Below are 17,406 nucleotides of genomic sequence, written 5' to 3' on the forward strand. Positions count from 1 at the left end.
AATCTTATGGAATATAGGATGATTCTTGTTAAGAACCATCTTTCTCTTAGTCAAAGCTTTTTTTGGCAATGAAAAAACAGAGACTAAGGCAAGAGCTGCTTTAATCTCGTAGCTGTTTTTTTAGAAAAATAATGGTCCATTGTTTTTTTCATAAATACCACTCAATTGGTTACCTTGAATGTTAAATAGTCTTCGATCAATGGGTCATCTTGGATATCAATGTAGGTAACTCGACCAGATGGTGTAGGCGAATCCTTGATTTTTTTGATGAAAAGATCCATCTGATCTAACTGTCCCACAGCTTCGATCGACACAGAACCATCGTCTTCATTTCTGACTGTACCGGTGATGCCGATTTGGTCAGCAACCATCTTTGTCATATAGCGAAAGCCGACACCTTGAACACGGCCTTGTACGTTCATTCTAACTTTTCTCATGTTCATCCCTCCGTGATTTATGTATATAATCAATGATAGCGTTTTTTTGTCCTTCCTTCAAGTTTTGTCTCATGCTCTTAATTGAAGCATGGTATAATAACAAACGAGGTGAGCGCATGAAAGAAATCACATCCAGTAAAAATGAATGGATCAAAAATATTAAGAAGTTACATCGAAAAAAACATAGAGAAGATATGCAGCAATATTTGATCGAAGGGTTTCATTTAGTCGAAGAAGCAATAAACTATGAGGCATCGGTCGATACAATTCTCCTAACGGCACGCGGGAAAAAAGAATGGTCAGAATGGCTTGAACAACAGGACGACGAGAAGATCGTATTAGTCAGTGATGAGGTCATGAAAAGCTTGTCCGACTTACCGACACCACAAGGGATAGTGGCAGTAGTGGATATGCCATCTAGTGAGGAAGAGGTTTTAGCTGATTTGACCGGTTCTTGGTTGGCCTTGGATCAGGTACAGGATCCGGGAAATGTCGGAACGATGGTTCGAACAGCGGATGCTGCTGGTTTTTCCGGTGTGATAATCGGTGATGGGGCGGCAGATGTTTACAGTACGAAAGTCTTGCGTGCAATGCAGGGCAGCCATTTTCATTTACCTATTATTCGTGGTGAGTTGCTGCCGTTGATTGAACGCTTCAAGAGAGAGGGATGTGCCGTCTATGGAACAGAGCTGAACGAGGAAGCTGTTCAATACACAGACATAGAGCCAATGTCCGACTTTTTGCTGATTATGGGAAATGAAGGCAGTGGAGTCGATTCGGAAATATTGAAGCAGACAACGAAAAACCTATATATCCCGATTAAAGGAAAAGCAGAATCTTTGAATGTTGCAATAGCAGCTGGCATCTTGATGTACTCGCTTAGCATAAAGTAGTTCATTAATTGAGTTTGGGACAGAAGCGTTAAGCTTCAAGCAATAAGCTGGAATTCACGAAAATTGCTTCACAAATTTTTGCTGAATTTCAGCTTATTGTCGAAGAAGTTGCTTCTGTTCCACCGTTTATTCGGGTTTAGATACAGAACAAGCGTAGGACTTGAGTTATGTCCCACGCTCTTGCTCATTATTCATGGAGATACTATATATCGACACAGCTTGCTACTGTAGTTACTTCTGTCTCGCGGTTTACTCGACTCTAGAAGCAGAAAGAGTGTAGGATGTGATTTCTGTCTCACACCTATTTTTTTTTGAGTAAAATCAAATGAGTTAACTATTGTTAAATATTCTTTATTATGCTACTATCACGGTAGCAATTAGGACGAATTCTCCGAAAAACCCATTTGGGCATATAAATTGTTAGAACAACAAATTTATGCGTAAAGGGAGAGAATAAGTATGTCAAAAGCTAGTTATAGTGAAAAGAATTGGAAGAAGAATGTAGCATGTTTGCTAACGTCACAAGCGATCTCAATGATCGGAACGATGTTGGTACAGTATGCTATTATTTGGCATGTCACGCTATCAACAAAGTCAGGAACAATGATTGGATTAATGAGCTGTATTGGACTTTTGCCGATGGTTCTAGTTATGCCTTTTGCAGGAGCATTTGCGGATCGTTACAATCGAAAAAGGATCGCAATTATATCTGATAGTTGTATAGCTGTCGCATCCTTGGCTATGGCTATCCTGCTATTTGTGAATGCTAGTATGGAGGATAATATCTTCTTATTATTAGGAGTCACGTTCATTCGCTCCGTTGGGCAAGGATTTCAAACGCCCACTATTTCATCGATCCTTCCACAAATTACGCCAAAAGAGCATTTGGTACGTGTCAATGGAATCGATCAGACGATTCAGGCAGTTATGATGCTTGCAAGCCCAGCGTTAGCAGCTGCTTTGCTAGCTGTTTTACCTCTGGCTGGAATTCTTATGATCGATTTCGTAACAGCGGCGATCGGTATTACTATCATGTTTCTTAAGGTAAAGGTTCCATCGTTGAAATCAGCTGGAGGAAAGAAAATCAATGTTTTCGAAGAAATAAAAATCGGAGTGAATTATTTACGTGCGCACAAAAGTATGATTGCACTCATTATTGCAGGATTTATAGGAAGTGTACTCTCTACACCAGCAGCTAATTTGGCGCCGTTACAAATTACTCGCAAATTTCATGATGGTTTATGGCAGTTATCGGCTATTGAAATTGGATTTGCTTCTGGAATGTTGCTAGGAGGAGTGATCATGAGTGCTTGGGGAGGGCTCAAAAACAGAATAAAGACTGTAGCTCTAGGCTATTCTTTATTGATCATACCGCTTATCTTATTAGGCAGCACATCCGTTTTCTGGTTGTATTTCGCAATGATGGTAGTCATTGGTTTTGTTGTCCCCATTTCGAGAACGGCTATGGTTTCATTCTTTCAAGCAAAAACCGATAATGAACATATGGGACGAGTGCTAAGTATAGTGACGATGGCAATTAGTATTGCGTCGCCAACAACGATGTTGATACTAGGCCCGCTATCAGATACTCTCTCGATTGATTTAATTATGATCGTATTTGGAATTTTGATACTACCACTTGCATTATGGCTACTGCTTGGCAAAAGCTTCCGAGTATAGTCGTTTTTACTAACGATTTTATGAACAAGTTTATTTATTTTATGAAAATAATAAGAATAGAATGCAGTTGGAATCTTTGAAAGCTTGAGAACTAGTAAGTATTTTAGTGACTCAGATATAAAATAGATGGAGGATTAAGAAAATGGAAAATATGACCTTTGAAGAATTAGTGGAAATCAATTGCTACTCTGCAGATCAGCTGAAAAAACAAGAAGCTGCTGATTTATTGGAGAAGTGGTATTGCTGTGAAATAAATTGTGAAGATATAGATCGAAGTGTATTATTTGCCCATCATGCACGTGGCTGTACAATCGTTGCAGCCAGATTATCTCCAGGTGTCGTCATTTATCAGAATGTGACTCTGGGCTCAAATATGCGTTACAATAAAATTCATAATAAATGGGAAAATGTAGGAAGTCCTATTCTTGCAGAAAATGTGATCGTTTCAGATGGAGCTAAAATTTTGGGACCTGTTCTAATAGGCGAGAATACGGTCATTGGAGCAGGAGCTATAATAACAAAAGACATACCAGCGAATAGTGTTGCTTATGGCGTTAATCAATATAAACCTAAAAATCCAGAGTATGATTTGGTTTTTAATAAAAATATGATTTCCGGTGAAGACATCATGGAAATCAATAGAAAACGAGTTCATACATTTAAACAGAAGTAGGTATCGCAATTTATTGCTCGCAGAAGGGGTAAATTGTAAATTCTATTTTAATTGTATGATCGAAAGAGGTAGAGTGGCTTTTTGAATATGAAGTACAAAAAAGCTTTTAGGTGTAATCTGGAAAGAAAAATAATTAGATATGTAAAGCTGTTCGGATAGGGTGAAGAGGCAAGTTTGCATGGAAGAAGAATGGGAGAAACCTTTTCATTATTTATGGAAATAAAATAATTGAATCGATTCAAAAAAGCGGTTGCATTTCAAAAAGGGAACTGCTAAAATATAGTTGAATCGATTCAAGTAATGCCAACTATTTTTTTATTCAATTAGTTAGGACAATAAACTAACTAACGAGATATGGAGGAGTCTTAATGAAATTTATTGACAAGTTATCTGAAAAGTTGTTACCTATTGCTGCGAAAATCAATAATCAACGTCACCTAAGTGCTATTCGAGATGGGTTTATCATCACTATGCCATTAATAATGGCAGCCTCATTTTTCATCCTGTTAAATGCTGTTGTATTCTCAAATGCCTGGGTTCAGCAATTCGTTGATTTGAGCTCTTTGGCTGGCTTGGCTGGGATCGTTAATAATGGAACGATGGGTATTCTAGCTATTTTAGTGTGTTATAACATTGGGTTTAACCTTGCTACATGGTATGCTTCATCTGGAAAAATCGAGAACAAAGGCTTTAGTCCGACACATGCAGGTGGCTTGAGTGTTGCTTTGATGTTTGTCATGAATCCTTTGAGCAGTACAGTAACATTGGCAGATGGATCAACGGCAGAAATCGGAGGTGTTTACCTGCAATCATTAACTTCTTCGTCAGGGTTGTTTCTGGCCATGCTGGCAGCATTGGCAGGTACAGAGCTGTTTGTACGTTTCTCAAAAATCGAGAAGCTACGAATCAAAATGCCTGAAAGTGTTCCTCCGGCAGTAGGAACCTCATTCAATTCCTTAATTCCGGAAGTATTAGTCATCATCATTTTTGCGGTAGCAGTGTTCGTTTTAGATAAAGCGACAGGTCTGACAGTACCGGAAGTGGTAGATGTGATCATCCAGACGCCATTGAAAGGCTTTGTACTATCCGCTCCGGGAATGCTATTTATTCAATTTATCTCTGATACACTGTGGGTCTTCGGAATGCATGGTTCAAGTATCTTATCACCGATAAAATCAGCACCAATGCTTGCCGCAATTCAAGAAAATATGACTGCTTTTGAAGCAGGAAATGCTATTCCTAATATTGTTACAGAGCCGTTCGTAGGAAGCTTTGGCTTGCTTGGCGGTGGCGGATGCATTCTACCATTGATTGTTGCAATCTTTATTGTCTCAAAAAGAAAAGAGCAAAAAGATGTAGCCAGACTTGGTTTGGCACCGAGCTGTTTCAATATTGCTGAGCCGATCATGTTTGGTTTGCCAGTCGTAATGAATCCAATCTTTATGATTCCGTGTGCACTGATTCCATCCATCAATTTGATCATTGCTTATTTTGCAACAAGTATCGGTTTGATTGGCAAAACGGTAGCTGCGGCTCCGTGGATCACTCCGCCCGTATTCCAAGCTTGGATCGCGACAGGTGGAAATTTACCGGCAGCTATTCTTGCGTTGCTACTATTTATAATGGATATCTTGTTGTTCATTCCATTTATCATGGCCAGCAACAAAGCAAAAGGCTTTGAAGTAGCGTAATATTAATATAGTAAACACTGGAAAGGAACAAGTGAGATGAGCTATAAAAATCCTGATTTAACGATTCATGAACGCGTGGAGGATTTGCTGAGTCAGATGACTCTGGAAGAAAAGGTGGGGCAGGTCAATCAACATTTATACGGATGGAAAGCTTATGAGAAGGCACACACCGGGTTTCAGTTAACTGATTATTTCAAAGAGCATGTCCACTGGGGACAGGGGATGGGTGCGTTATATGGTCTGTTCCGTGCCGATCCGTGGTCAAAGGTCAATCATCTGAACGGCATTCCGGCAGAGGAAAGCTGGAAGCTGGCAAATGAGGTTCAGGATTATGTAATCAATCATTCAAGGTTGGGTATTCCTGTATTACTAGTAGAAGAGTGTCCCCATGGGCATCAAGGACTTGGCAGCATCTCATATCCAACAAATATCGGCAGAGGAAACTCGTTCAATAAAGAATTAATTGAGGAAACTGCCAGGCATATGGCAGAGGAGTTGGCGATGAAAGGTGTTCATCTGGCACTTGTTTCTTCCTTAGATTTGAGTCGTGATCCGCGGTGGGGAAGAACAGAGGAGTGCTATGGAGAAGATCCGTATCTTGCAGCAGCTTTTAATCATGCCATCGTTAACGGCTTTCAAGGGAACATGATCAATGCACAGCACTCATTTGTTCATCAGACAGTTGCTGATATTGGTCGGAAGCCAGAACAATTGGGTGTGGTTTTGAAGCATTGTATCGCTCAGGGGGATGGTCTTGGCGGACACAACTCCGGTGCAGTAAATATCGGTGAACGCGAGTTCATGGAAATTTATTACCCACTATTGAAGAGTGCGAAAAACGCCGTGGGAATTATGGCGGCCTATAATGATATAGACGGTGTTCCCTGTCATACCAATCAACGATTATTTGAAGAGCTGCTACGAAAAGATATCGGTTATCAAGGCATAGTTATGGCTGACGGGACAGCGTTGGATCGGCTAAAACCAATCTATGGCTCGGATGAGAAGGCAGCTGGGAAAGCCTTGCAGGCAGGAATCGATTTAAGTCTTTGGGATAACACCTATCTGACGATCGGAGCAGGTATTAAGCAAGCTGTTGTTCAACAAGCAGCGTTGGATCGTGCTGTTTATCGTATGTTGAGTATCAAGTTCATGCTTGGTCTTTTCGACCGTCCTTACACAGAAAAACCGGAAATAGCTTATAAAGAACGATTTTACAGTTATCGAAAAAGGAATCATCAAATGGCCGCAGAAAGTATGACACTGTTAAAAAACGAGGGAGTTCTTCCTTTGCAAGACATTGGAGAGAAGATTGCTGTTATCGGCCCCAATGCGCATGCGCTATATAATCAGCTTGGCGACTACACGGCACCACAGGATGAAGACGTGTTGGATCGAACTATTTTTACAAGTATAAAGCAGGCCTTCTCTCACTCTGATGTTGCTTATGCACAAGGGTGTGATATCCGTGCTGAGGAAAATCAAGTAACGCATATGGAAAAGGCAGTTGAGCTAGCAGAGAAAAGTGATAAAATTATTCTTGTACTTGGCGGTTCCAGTGCCCGAAATTTTGATATGGAATTTTTCGCCAATGGGGCAGTCTCATCCAAAGGAGTGAATATGGATTCCGGAGAAAATGTGGATGTTGCTTCTCTCGCCTTAGGTGGCAAACAGCTGGCGCTATTTGATTGCTTGAGTAAGCTCGGTAAACCAATCGTGACACTCTTGATCCAGGGAAGACCTCATGAAATAGAAGCCATCTGTCAGAAATCAGACGCAGTGGTCGCTGCGTGGTATCCTGGTCAGGAAGGGGGACCAGCAGTTGCTCAACTTTTAGCTGGAGTAGTCAACCCTAGTGGAAAGCTGAGTATAAGTTATCCGCGAAGCAGTGGTCAGTTGCCGGTTTATCATTATCAACGAGCTATCGCAATGAATGAGAACTATTATGATTTACCCGGTTCCGCGTTATATTCGTTTGGATATGGCAAAAGCTTTACACTGTTTTCTTATGAAAAGCTGACCATTTTGAATCCACATCTAACCAAACAAGACTTGATAGATGGTAAGAAGCTTCAGCTAGAAGTGACAGTAAAAAATACGGGTCAAGTTGTTGGAAAGGAAGCAGTTTTGCTGTTTGTAAAGCTGGAAGGTGGAGAGGTCATTCAACGAAAGCAGCTGCTTCGAGGCTTTGAAAAAGTTCAAATCGCTCCTAATCAAACTGAAAAAGTAAGCTTTGCGTTAGGATTTGATGAGCTGTCCTATTTTAGCAATCAAGGTGATTTTGAGCTCTCAGAACAAGTAATTATTAAAATAGAGGAACTGGAACAGTCGATCAGTCTGGGAAACAGCTGATAACAAGGAGGACGTAAACGTGGCCACTATACAGGAAGTAGCAAAGGAAGCGCAAGTTTCGGTAGGTAGTGTCTCTAGATATTTGAATGGGCATACGCTTCGACCGGAGAATATGACGCGCATTCGAAGTGCAATCGAGAAGCTTAACTATACAGAAAATCTTTGGGCAAAGGGTCTGAAAAGTAATCAAAGTTTTTCGATTGGTCTGCTGATGAACAATATGCAGAGTCAGTTCAGCTCTTCTGTAGTGGCGACGATCGAGGATGTCTTTGAACAGGAAGGCTACGGGACATTGCTTTCAGGGTATCGGGATGACGCTGAACAGATCGAACGGAAGTTGGATTTTTTACTTTCACGGGGTGTTGATGGGCTGGTTGTTTTTGGTGCGGAGCAGAGTTGGCCGGGGATCAAAAAAATTAAGGACCTCGATATCCCAGTAATTTCGGCGATCACACCACTTGATTACCCTAATGTTGATTCTATTTTGTTAAATAATCGGGAAAGTACAACAGCTATCATACAGCGTATTCTGGGGCAGGGGCATCAGAAAATAGGGTTCATTGCAGCACCTCAGATTGATTATGTCGCAAAGGAACGTCTAAATGGAATTCATGATGCATTCACACAATCAGGCTTGACCCTAGATGAGCGTTATATTGTTTATGGTGACTATTCTAGAAAAAGCGGCTATATGTGCATGGAAGAATTGCTAAAGCTCGAAGATATTACTGCAGTATTTGTCTGTAACTACAATATGTCCTTAGGTGCTTTAGAAGCAATCTATGAGCATGAGTTAAAGATTGGCACAGACATTTCTTTTGCCAGCTATGATTATTTTGAAGCCAGTGATATTTTTTATCCGAAGCTAACAGTTATCAAACAGCCAGTTGCTGAGTTTGGCACTCTGGTAGCCCAACGTGTTCTTCAGCGAGTCAAGGAAGGACAGAAAATGGCCGGACAACAGTTCACGATTGAAAATGAAATTCTCTGGCGAGATTCGATCAGAAAACGATAAATGGAATAAATAAAGGTGAGACGAGCGATGAAGATCAGGCAAGACATTGAAGAAAATAATGTGACACAGCAGGAAGCTTATAGTGAGCTTCCATCAGAAGTAAGGCAGCAGTTGGAAAAATTTCAAGATGACAAGCTAGGGGTCATTTTCCATTGGGGCTTGTACGCGACTGCGGGGATCGTTGAATCCTGGCAGCTCTCAGAAGAAGATACTTGGGCAAGGAAAAAGCCGTGGCGAACAACTCTTGATCAGCTCAGACAGGATTATTGGGCGTTGGACAAAGTGTTTGACCCACAGAAATTTTGTCCGGAAACTTGGGCATCGGTGTGTAAAAAGGCTGGTTTTAACTATATGCTTTTTACGACGAAGCATCATGATGGCTTCAATATGTATGATACACACTATTCGACATATAAAGTGACGGGGAAAAATTGTCCCTTTCATAAGGATAAACGAAAAGATATTTTTAAGGAAGTCGTTCAGGCATTTCGCAAAGAAGGTCTGTCTACGGGTATCTACTATTCTAAAGCAGATTGGGCAAGTCCATTATACTGGGAGCCGGATAGTAGACCAAAGGGAAGATATGCCAGCTATGATCCGATGGAAAAACCAGAAATTTGGCAGAGCTATCAACAGTTTGTCTTTGATCAGCTACAGGAGCTATGTACCTCGTATGGAAAAATGGATATTCTTTGGCTAGATGGCGGATGGGTAAATTCAGCGAACAATGAGTATTTAGCTATGGATCAGCTTATTCCTCAGCTGAGAAAAGCACAGCCACAGTTGATAGCTGTTGATCGAACAATTGGAGGGCCATACGAAAATTATGTGACGCCGGAACGAAAGGTACCGGATATATTGCCGAAAAAAGTCTGGGAAAGTAATATTCCGCTGGCAAAAAATTGGGGGTATGTTCCTGATGATTGTTATAAAACTTTTGAAGAAATTTTGACATTACTGATTCAGATCGTCTCAAAAGGCGGCAATCTTCTTTTGGGAATAGGCCCTAAACCAGATGGCACATTACCGGAAGAGGCGGTTGCGTTGATGACACAGCTTGGAAGCTGGCTAAATATTTATGGAAAGGGAATCTATGGAACGAGAAAAAATGATGTAACGCAACTCAAAAACTGGTACTTTACGAGAAAGAAGCAGACGATTTACGGCTTTCATTTTAATAAAAATGAAGCAGTTGACACAACACCGGAGCTTTCATTAGAAGCATTGGGAGTGAATGATGTAGTTTCTGTTCATAATATAAAAACCAATCATATCTATTCGATCCAAAATAGGCGAATTCACCTGACTGAGGAAGATCGACAGGCATTTGTCACGGGTATCGAAATTCAAATAGAAACAGAGGGATAGCAGTAATGAGAGAATTCTCGAAAGCATTTTTATGGGGCGCGGCAGCATCGGCTCCACAAACAGAAGGACATAGTCTGAGGAATGGGAAATCCGCTTCTACTTGGGACGAATGGTTTAAATTGGCACCTGAAAAATTTAACGAACAGCAAGGTCCAGAGGATACGTCGAATGTCTATGAGGAGTACCACGAAGACATCCAGCGAATGAAAGAACTCGGAATGAACTCTTATAGAACCTCCATTGCTTGGACACGCCTCTTGCCGGATGGCCATACCATCAATCAGGAGGGAGCAGCTTTTTACAAGTCTTATTTCTCTGAACTGAAAGCCAATGGCATTGAACCGATCATTAACCTTTTTCATTTTGATATGCCTTGGTGGCTGATGGACAAAGGCGGCTGGGAAGTAAGAGAATCCGTTGAGGCATTTGCTTTTTACGCAAAAACTGCGTTTGACTTATTTGGGGATACTGTTACCTACTGGACGACATTCAATGAGCCGCTTGTCCACATTGAATGCGGCTATTTGTACGGGTACCATTACCCAGCGATCGTCGATTTCAAAAAGGCAATTCAAGTGGGGTATCACACCTTGATGGCACATGTCAGAGCAGTGGAGGAATTCCGAAGGTTGCAAAACGATAGTGGGCAAATCGGGATCATTCTCAACATTTCACCTGCTTATCCAAAAAGTCAATCAGCAGAAGACCTCAAAGCAAAGGAACTGGCTGATCTATTCAATACCAGTAGTTTTCTTGATCCGGCGGTTCATGGAACAATTCCGAAAAAGCTGATTGCTGTTCTTAAGGAAAATGGACTGATTCCAGTAACGGAGGAACAAGACAAAGCGCTAATCAAGGCAAATACAGTGGATTTCATCGGCTTGAATTACTATCAGCCGAGAAGAGTGCAAGCTCCGACGGATACTCACTTTCCTGCGGAAACGCCTGAAGATTTCTATCTTCCCTATGATCTTCCGGGAAAACGAATCAATCCTTATCGTGGCTGGGAAATCTATCCGGAAGCGTTGTACGATGTTGCTGTGATGATGAAAGAACACTACAACAATATTCCGTGGTATGTTTCTGAAAATGGCATGGGGGTTGCTGAGGAAGAAGGGTTTATGGATGAGCATGGCATGATCCAGGATGATTATCGGATCGACTTTATGAAGGAGCATCTTCGCGAGCTGCATAAAGGAATTCAGGCTGGCAGTAATTGCTTTGGGTATCACACATGGACCTTTGTTGATTGCTGGTCATGGTTGAATGGGTATCGGAATCGCTATGGTTTTTATCGGGTAGCTATCGAAGATGATTTTAAACGCAGTCTGAAGAAAAGCGGATTGTGGTATAAAGAACTGATTGAAAAAAATGGCTTTTCTGATTAACCGATGAATAAGAAAACTCATACAAAGATTTCCGTTAAGGAAGTTCGTTGCATGAGTTTTTTTGACTTGAATCAGGTCTGACTTTGTAAATATTCAGCAATAGACAGCGCTTTGGCACCATAGGCAGTAGCTGGACCGCCTCCCATCAAGACCGCAACTTCAACAGTTTCAGCCACCTCTTCTATTGTTGCTCCGGCTTTGAGTGCATCTCTGACGTGAGCGAGAATACAGCCTTCGCATCGAATCGAAATAGCGATTGCTACGGCCATCAGCTCCTTTGTCTTCGTGTCTAAATGCTTCGGCTTAAGAGCTTCCTTGGGAATACCTCGGAAGGCAGTCATCAAATCAGGACAATTTTTCATTAATGCTGCATGGTTTTGAGCCAATTCCTTATATTCTTCTTTATAATCCGACATCATATAAAACCTCTCTTTCTATTATAATGGTATCATTTGACTAGAGGCTCTTCAATCAAAGAATCGAATCTAAAGAGAAGGATATTTTTTTCTGAATTGCTGTATGCGAAGAAGTAGCGACGAGGCTGGCAGTACATAAATCAATTGCAGCTGAATTTCCATATACGACAGTGAGAAAAGAAGGGGCTTTCCTCTATCACGGACTGGTTGAATTAATTTACAAGGAATACCAACAGTTTAAGATAATTTTCCTCTTCAATAGCCTTGCGTTTACTGACTTTCTATTGTATACTATCAAAGGTGTTGCTTTTCAACACTAAATCCACATCCTGATTTGATTTATGAAGTGGTGCCGTTTGACGGTTCTTTATAAAGAAGAGAACAGGAGAGGAAACAAAAAAACCAAATTGGAGGAAACAAATCATGGCAGTAATTTCTATGAAACAATTACTTGAAGCCGGCGTACATTTTGGACACCAAACTCGTCGCTGGAATCCGAAGATGAAAAAATACATCTTCACAGAAAGAAACGGAATCTACATCATTGACTTGCAAAAGACAGTGAAATTGGTAGACGTAGCTTACGATTACATGAAAAATGTTGCTGAAGAAGGCGGCGTTGCATTGTTCGTAGGTACGAAAAAACAAGCACAGGAAGCAATCAAAGATGAAGCGATCCGTGCAGGTCAATACTATGTAAACCATCGTTGGTTAGGTGGAACATTGACTAACTGGGATACAATCCAAAAACGTATCAAACGTTTGAAAGATATCAATAGAATGGAAGAAGATGGAACATTTGACGTTCTTCCTAAAAAAGAAGTCGTTGGTTTGAACAAACAACGCGAACGTCTTGAAAAATTCTTGGGCGGTATCGCTGATATGCCTAGAGTTCCAGACGTAATGTACATTGTTGATCCTCGTAAAGAACGTATTGCTGTTCAAGAAGCACACAAATTGAACATTCCAATCGTAGCGATGGTAGATACTAACTGTGATCCAGATGAGATCGATGTAGTTATCCCATCAAATGACGATGCAATTCGTGCTGTTAAATTGATCACAGCTAAAATGGCTGATGCATTCATCGAAGGAAACCAAGGTGAAGATCAAGCTGTAGAAGAAATGTTCGTTGAGCAAGCACCGGAAGAAGCAACATCAATCGAAGAAATCGTTGAAGTTGTTGAAGGTTCTAACGAAGGCGCTGCAGAATAATACAAATAAATGATGGAGCTGTCTCAAGGGCTGGGCGAACAAGCCTGATGCTCCTTTGAGATAGCTTTTTTGAAACAATCGCGACAACTACTTTGAGGAGGATATAGAAAAATGGCAGATATTTCAGCTAAATTAGTTAAACAATTACGTGACATGACTGGTGTCGGTATGATGGACGCGAAAAGAGCGTTGGTAGAAGTAGAAGGCGACATGGATAAAGCTGTAGACTATCTACGTGAAAAAGGAATGGCAAAAGCTGGTAAGAAAAATGACCGTATCGCTGCTGAAGGCTTAGCAAATGTAGCGATTGAAGGGAATTTTGCGGCTATCGTAGAAATCAACTCAGAAACGGACTTCGTTTCTAAAAACGAAATGTTCCAAGACCTAGTGAAGAACATTGCGAAAGATGTTGCAGTGAATAAACCAGCTTCTTTAGAAGAAGCAATGGCTATCAAAACAGAAAAAGGCACAATCGAAACAGATTTGATCGAAGCACAAACAGTTATTGGTGAAAAAATCAATTTCCGTCGTTTTGAATTAGTTGAAAAAGCGGATAACGCTGCTTTCGGTGCTTACTTGCACATGGGCGGACGTATTGCCGTATTGACTGTTGTTGATGGAACAACAGATGAAGATGTTGCAAAAGATGTTGCAATGCACATCGCTGCAATCAATCCTCGTTATGTGGATGAGTCTCAAATTCCTCAAGAAGAATTAGAGCATGAAAAAGCAGTTCTTACTGAACAAGCATTAAACGAAGGGAAGCCAGCAAATATCGTTGATAAAATGGTTGTTGGACGTTTAAACAAATTCAAAGCTGAAATTTCTCTTGTGGATCAACCATTCGTTAAAGATCCAGATATGACAGTTGCGAAATACGTTGCTTCTAAAGGCGGCACAGTGAAATCTTTCGTACGTTTTGAAGTTGGAGAAGGAATCGAGAAACGTGAAGATAACTTTGCTGACGAAGTAATGAGTCAAATGAAAAAATAATTCAACTGAATCAACGGCTAGCGCCGAAGCAGTTTCTTCTTACTTTTTATGAAGTGAATCGTTTCCGTGTTGGCCTTATGGGAACGCAGACACCTGCGCTCCCTTTTTTTAAGATTTATCTGAAAGAGCAGTCATCTTATGATAGAATGGCTATAGAGAATTGTTGGAGGGAAAAGACAAGATGGTAAAACCTAAATATCAACGTGTAGTATTGAAATTGAGTGGTGAGGCATTAGCCGGAGATGATGGATTCGGTATCAAACCTCCAGTGATCAAAGAGATTGTCGAAGAAATCAAAGAAGTACATGAGCTTGGCATTGAGATGGCTATCGTTGTTGGCGGAGGCAATATCTGGCGTGGACAGATTGGTGCCCAAATGGGTATGGAAAGAGCTCAGGCTGATTACATGGGTATGCTTGCTACAGTGATGAACGCTTTAGCGTTGCAAGATACTCTTGAAAATTTAGGTGTACCGACTCGTGTGCAAACATCTATTGAAATGCGTCAAATTGCAGAACCGTATATCCGTAGAAGAGCAGAGCGTCACCTTGAAAAAGGGCGTGTGGTCATCTTTGCAGGTGGTACAGGGAACCCTTACTTCTCCACTGATACAACAGCTGCATTACGCGCAGCTGAAATCAATGCGGATGTTATCTTGATGGCTAAAAACAATGTTGACGGTGTTTACTCTGCCGATCCTAAATTGGATGCCACTGCTGTGAAGTTTGAAGAACTGACACACTTAGATGTGATTTCTAAAGGTCTGCAGGTCATGGATTCTACAGCAAGCTCTTTGAGTATGGATAATGATATCCCATTGCTTGTCTTTAACTTGAACGAACCTGGAAACATTCGCCGAGCTTGTCTTGGTGAAAATATCGGAACTACTGTTAGGGGGAAATAACATGTCGAAAGCTATATTAGCAACTGCACAGGAAAAAATGAAAAAAGCTGAACAGAGTTTACAACGTGAATTGGGTCAAATTCGTGCCGGCAGAGCCAATGCCAGCCTACTTGATCGCATCACTGTTGACTACTATGGAGCGCCAACACCAGTAAATCAATTGGCAAGTATCACGATTCCCGAAGCACGTATCTTGATGATCACACCATTTGATAAAAATTCAATCGGCGACATCGAAAAAGCACTTCAAGCAAGTGATATCGGTATTAGTCCGACAAATGATGGTACAGTCATCCGTCTGGTGATTCCTCAATTGACGGAAGAACGTCGTAAGGAATTGACAAAAGATGTAAAAAAAGAAGCTGAAAATGCGAAAGTTGCCGTAAGAAATGTTCGTCGTGATGCAATGGACGACTTGAAAAAACAGCAAAAAAATGGGGACATCACAGAAGATGAGTTAAGAAATCTGGAAAAAGATGTTCAAAAAATTACGGATGACAGTGTGAAGAACATTGATCAAATTACAGCTGACAAAGAAAAAGAATTGTTAGACGTATAAAAATTTACTCTATTAGAAGTAGATTTTCTGCTGACTGAAATGAAGCGTAATGCCGTTATTTCAGTCAGTTTTTTTTACATCAAAAACAATCTATTTCTTACTTTAAGGCTTTTTATATTTGGGCTAAATTTCATTTTTGTTATTATTCTATTCCTTTTTTGCGAAATATGATGATTGATTTGCGGATTGTATTTTATTTTTAATGACTTTATTTCATTCTATTTCTTTTTACCGGGTTTCTTTAGAAAAACCATTGTAAGTCATCTTTGATTATGGAATAATGAAGGGTAAATGGAAAATATCTGATACAAGGAGATGAAAATGTGAATTTTATAAAAAGAGCTCTGTTTAGTGTAGCAAGAAAAAAAGGGAAGTCTATCATCCTATTTTCTGTTATTTTTATTTTGGGAAATGTCATTGCTGGTGCGATTGCGATTCAGCAGTCAACGCAGAATGTTGAAAAGAATGTTAAAAGCCAGATGGGCGGAATGGCTACTATAGAGTTAGACTATGAAAACAATCAAGATAAATTTATGGAAGAAGATCTTAAGATTGAAAATCTCACGGAAGATCAGATCAAAACAATCGGAGAATCTCCTTATGTTAAGTATTATGATTATAATTCTATCTCATGGGCTGAAACAAAAAGCTTGAAAACAGCGACAATGGATGAAGAAAATGCATACGGCAGTAGCGGTCTTAGTCTGAAAGGAACGAACTATCCGAAAATCCTTGATGTAGAAGAAAAGAACATTAAAATTGTTGATGGAACGGTGTTTACACAGGATGATATCGACAATGGGAAAAATGTGGCATTGATTTCTAAGGGAGTTGCAGAAGCAAATGGGCTTTCTGTGGGAGACCAAATGGTGATCGACCGTGTGGCCAATGATTATACAGACAGTGGAGAATCAAAGGAACTTTTCAAAATGGATATTCCGGTTGAGATAATTGGAATCTTTGAGCCGGTAACTGTCGAAATGAAAGAAGATTCTTCTGGTGATGAATCAAACAGTATGGTTCAAGACCAACAGCAGTATATGTCGATGGAACAGATGAATACAATTTATTTACCAAATAAGGTTGTTATTGAAAATGATAAAGCATTTTCAGAGAAGTATATGGAAGAATCACCAACCTATGCAGAAGCAATGGAAGGTTCCGAGCTGGAAAATGAAACGTATGAATACTATACGCCAGTATATGTATTGAATAATGTTGATGATGTTGAAGCTTTTAAGGAAGAAACAGAACCATTATTACCTCCTTTATATGCAGTAAAAGCATCGACCGACCAATACGATCAAATCGGCGGGAGTATGAAGAGCCTTTCGAAGATATCCGGGTATGTTGTGACGATTGCGGTTGCTGCAGCGTTGTTGATCATCTCTCTTGTTGTACTACTCTTTATGCGTGATCGAAAACACGAATTGGGCATCTACTTATCATTAGGAGATAAAAGAAGCCATGTCATGGGACAAATCATTATTGAGATGGTACTGATCAGTGGGATTGCATTGGTTCTATCGTTGATCAGTGGGAATTTCCTTGGGAAAATTGTTTCGGATTCTCTACTGAACAGTGATATTTTGAGTACAGCAAATGAAGCGACAGATATGATGTATTACGCAGGATCTTCTTTAGGTGTTTCAGATCTGACAGCTACTGACATCATGAATTCTTATAAGGTAGAGTTTTCTTTAGCGTATATTGTGACCTATTTGGTTGTAGGTCTGGCAACTACTTTGCTTTCAGCAATTTTACCGTTATTGTATATTGTTCGACTGAACCCTAAAAAAATCATGATGTAGGAGGCCAATGT

15 protein-coding genes are annotated in these 17,406 nt (G+C 40.4%); 13 read left to right on the plus strand and 2 right to left on the minus strand.

What is annotated here, in order from left to right:
- Positions 1-161: 161 nt before the first annotated feature.
- Positions 162-437, minus strand: coding sequence for an acylphosphatase (locus tag A5888_RS00820; protein ID WP_086347390.1), 276 nt, complete (start codon positions 435-437; stop codon positions 162-164).
- Between the two features lie 116 nt (positions 438-553).
- On the opposite strand from A5888_RS00820, the gene A5888_RS00825 reads away from it, so the two are divergent.
- From A5888_RS00825 to A5888_RS00860, 8 genes are all read left to right on the plus strand, one after another.
- Entirely contained in the window at positions 554-1,330 is a 777-nt protein-coding gene (locus A5888_RS00825) for a TrmH family RNA methyltransferase (RefSeq protein WP_086347391.1), read from the plus strand.
- Positions 1,331-1,789: 459 nt separating this feature from the next.
- Positions 1,790-3,010 (plus strand): MFS transporter, encoded by a 1,221-nt coding sequence (locus A5888_RS00830; RefSeq protein WP_086347392.1) that lies wholly within the window; start codon positions 1,790-1,792, stop codon positions 3,008-3,010.
- Between the two features lie 142 nt (positions 3,011-3,152).
- On the plus strand, positions 3,153-3,683 hold the full coding sequence (locus A5888_RS00835; protein WP_086347393.1) for a serine acetyltransferase: 531 nt from the start codon (positions 3,153-3,155) through the stop codon (positions 3,681-3,683).
- A gap of 368 nt (positions 3,684-4,051) precedes the next feature.
- The gene (locus A5888_RS00840; protein WP_086347394.1) at positions 4,052-5,374 is read left to right on the plus strand and encodes a PTS sugar transporter subunit IIC; all 1,323 of its coding nucleotides are present in this window, start codon (positions 4,052-4,054) and stop codon (positions 5,372-5,374) included.
- 36 nt (positions 5,375-5,410) lie between these two features.
- Complete coding sequence (locus A5888_RS00845) at positions 5,411-7,726, plus strand: glycoside hydrolase family 3 N-terminal domain-containing protein (RefSeq protein ID WP_249274390.1); 2,316 nt, start codon at positions 5,411-5,413, stop codon at positions 7,724-7,726.
- 19 nt (positions 7,727-7,745) lie between these two features.
- On the plus strand, positions 7,746-8,741 hold the full coding sequence (locus A5888_RS00850; RefSeq protein ID WP_086347395.1) for a LacI family DNA-binding transcriptional regulator: 996 nt from the start codon (positions 7,746-7,748) through the stop codon (positions 8,739-8,741).
- A gap of 27 nt (positions 8,742-8,768) precedes the next feature.
- Complete coding sequence (locus A5888_RS00855; RefSeq protein WP_086347396.1) at positions 8,769-10,109, plus strand: alpha-L-fucosidase; 1,341 nt, start codon at positions 8,769-8,771, stop codon at positions 10,107-10,109.
- A gap of 5 nt (positions 10,110-10,114) precedes the next feature.
- Positions 10,115-11,497, plus strand: coding sequence for a glycoside hydrolase family 1 protein (locus A5888_RS00860; RefSeq protein ID WP_086347397.1), 1,383 nt, complete (start codon positions 10,115-10,117; stop codon positions 11,495-11,497).
- A gap of 71 nt (positions 11,498-11,568) precedes the next feature.
- Here the strand turns inward: A5888_RS00860 and A5888_RS00865 are convergent, their stop codons facing one another.
- Positions 11,569-11,913, minus strand: coding sequence for a carboxymuconolactone decarboxylase family protein (locus tag A5888_RS00865; RefSeq protein ID WP_086348319.1), 345 nt, complete (start codon positions 11,911-11,913; stop codon positions 11,569-11,571).
- A 423-nt stretch (positions 11,914-12,336) separates the two neighbouring features.
- Between A5888_RS00865 and rpsB the strand changes: the two genes are divergently transcribed.
- The 5 genes from rpsB (at position 12,337) to A5888_RS00890 (ending at position 17,395) form a co-directional block, all read left to right on the plus strand.
- Entirely contained in the window at positions 12,337-13,128 is a 792-nt protein-coding gene (gene rpsB / locus A5888_RS00870) for a 30S ribosomal protein S2 (protein WP_086347398.1), read from the plus strand.
- Between the two features lie 111 nt (positions 13,129-13,239).
- Positions 13,240-14,121: a translation elongation factor Ts gene (tsf, locus tag A5888_RS00875; protein WP_086347399.1), complete on the plus strand. Its 882-nt coding sequence runs from the start codon at positions 13,240-13,242 to the stop codon at positions 14,119-14,121.
- 181 nt (positions 14,122-14,302) lie between these two features.
- Positions 14,303-15,025: a UMP kinase gene (pyrH, locus tag A5888_RS00880; protein ID WP_086347400.1), complete on the plus strand. Its 723-nt coding sequence runs from the start codon at positions 14,303-14,305 to the stop codon at positions 15,023-15,025.
- 1 nt (position 15,026) lies between these two features.
- Positions 15,027-15,584 (plus strand): ribosome recycling factor, encoded by a 558-nt coding sequence (frr, locus tag A5888_RS00885; protein ID WP_086347401.1) that lies wholly within the window; start codon positions 15,027-15,029, stop codon positions 15,582-15,584.
- Positions 15,585-15,907: 323 nt separating this feature from the next.
- The gene (locus tag A5888_RS00890) at positions 15,908-17,395 is read left to right on the plus strand and encodes an ABC transporter permease (RefSeq protein ID WP_339101860.1); all 1,488 of its coding nucleotides are present in this window, start codon (positions 15,908-15,910) and stop codon (positions 17,393-17,395) included.
- Positions 17,396-17,406 lie beyond the last annotated feature (11 nt).

The organism is Enterococcus sp. 9E7_DIV0242 (assembly GCF_002140975.2).
Taxonomy (GTDB): Bacteria; Bacillota; Bacilli; order Lactobacillales; family Enterococcaceae; genus Enterococcus_L; species Enterococcus_L clewellii.

Excerpts from the sequence above, each read along its gene's own strand:
- A5888_RS00845 (WP_249274390.1), top strand. The coding sequence starts at position 5,411 with ATGAGCTATAAAAATCCTGATTTAACGATTCATGAACGCGTGGAGGAT.
- pyrH (WP_086347400.1), top strand. The coding sequence starts at position 14,303 with ATGGTAAAACCTAAATATCAACGTGTAGTATTGAAATTGAGTGGTGAG.
- tsf (WP_086347399.1), top strand. The coding sequence starts at position 13,240 with ATGGCAGATATTTCAGCTAAATTAGTTAAACAATTACGTGACATGACT.
- A5888_RS00860 (WP_086347397.1), top strand. The coding sequence starts at position 10,115 with ATGAGAGAATTCTCGAAAGCATTTTTATGGGGCGCGGCAGCATCGGCT.
- A5888_RS00855 (WP_086347396.1), top strand. The coding sequence starts at position 8,769 with ATGAAGATCAGGCAAGACATTGAAGAAAATAATGTGACACAGCAGGAA.
- A5888_RS00865 (WP_086348319.1), bottom strand. The coding sequence starts at position 11,913 with ATGTCGGATTATAAAGAAGAATATAAGGAATTGGCTCAAAACCATGCA.
- A5888_RS00825 (WP_086347391.1), top strand. The coding sequence starts at position 554 with ATGAAAGAAATCACATCCAGTAAAAATGAATGGATCAAAAATATTAAG.
- A5888_RS00840 (WP_086347394.1), top strand. The coding sequence starts at position 4,052 with ATGAAATTTATTGACAAGTTATCTGAAAAGTTGTTACCTATTGCTGCG.
- rpsB (WP_086347398.1), top strand. The coding sequence starts at position 12,337 with ATGGCAGTAATTTCTATGAAACAATTACTTGAAGCCGGCGTACATTTT.
- frr (WP_086347401.1), top strand. The coding sequence starts at position 15,027 with ATGTCGAAAGCTATATTAGCAACTGCACAGGAAAAAATGAAAAAAGCT.
- A5888_RS00820 (WP_086347390.1), bottom strand. The coding sequence starts at position 437 with ATGAGAAAAGTTAGAATGAACGTACAAGGCCGTGTTCAAGGTGTCGGC.
- A5888_RS00835 (WP_086347393.1), top strand. The coding sequence starts at position 3,153 with ATGGAAAATATGACCTTTGAAGAATTAGTGGAAATCAATTGCTACTCT.
- A5888_RS00830 (WP_086347392.1), top strand. The coding sequence starts at position 1,790 with ATGTCAAAAGCTAGTTATAGTGAAAAGAATTGGAAGAAGAATGTAGCA.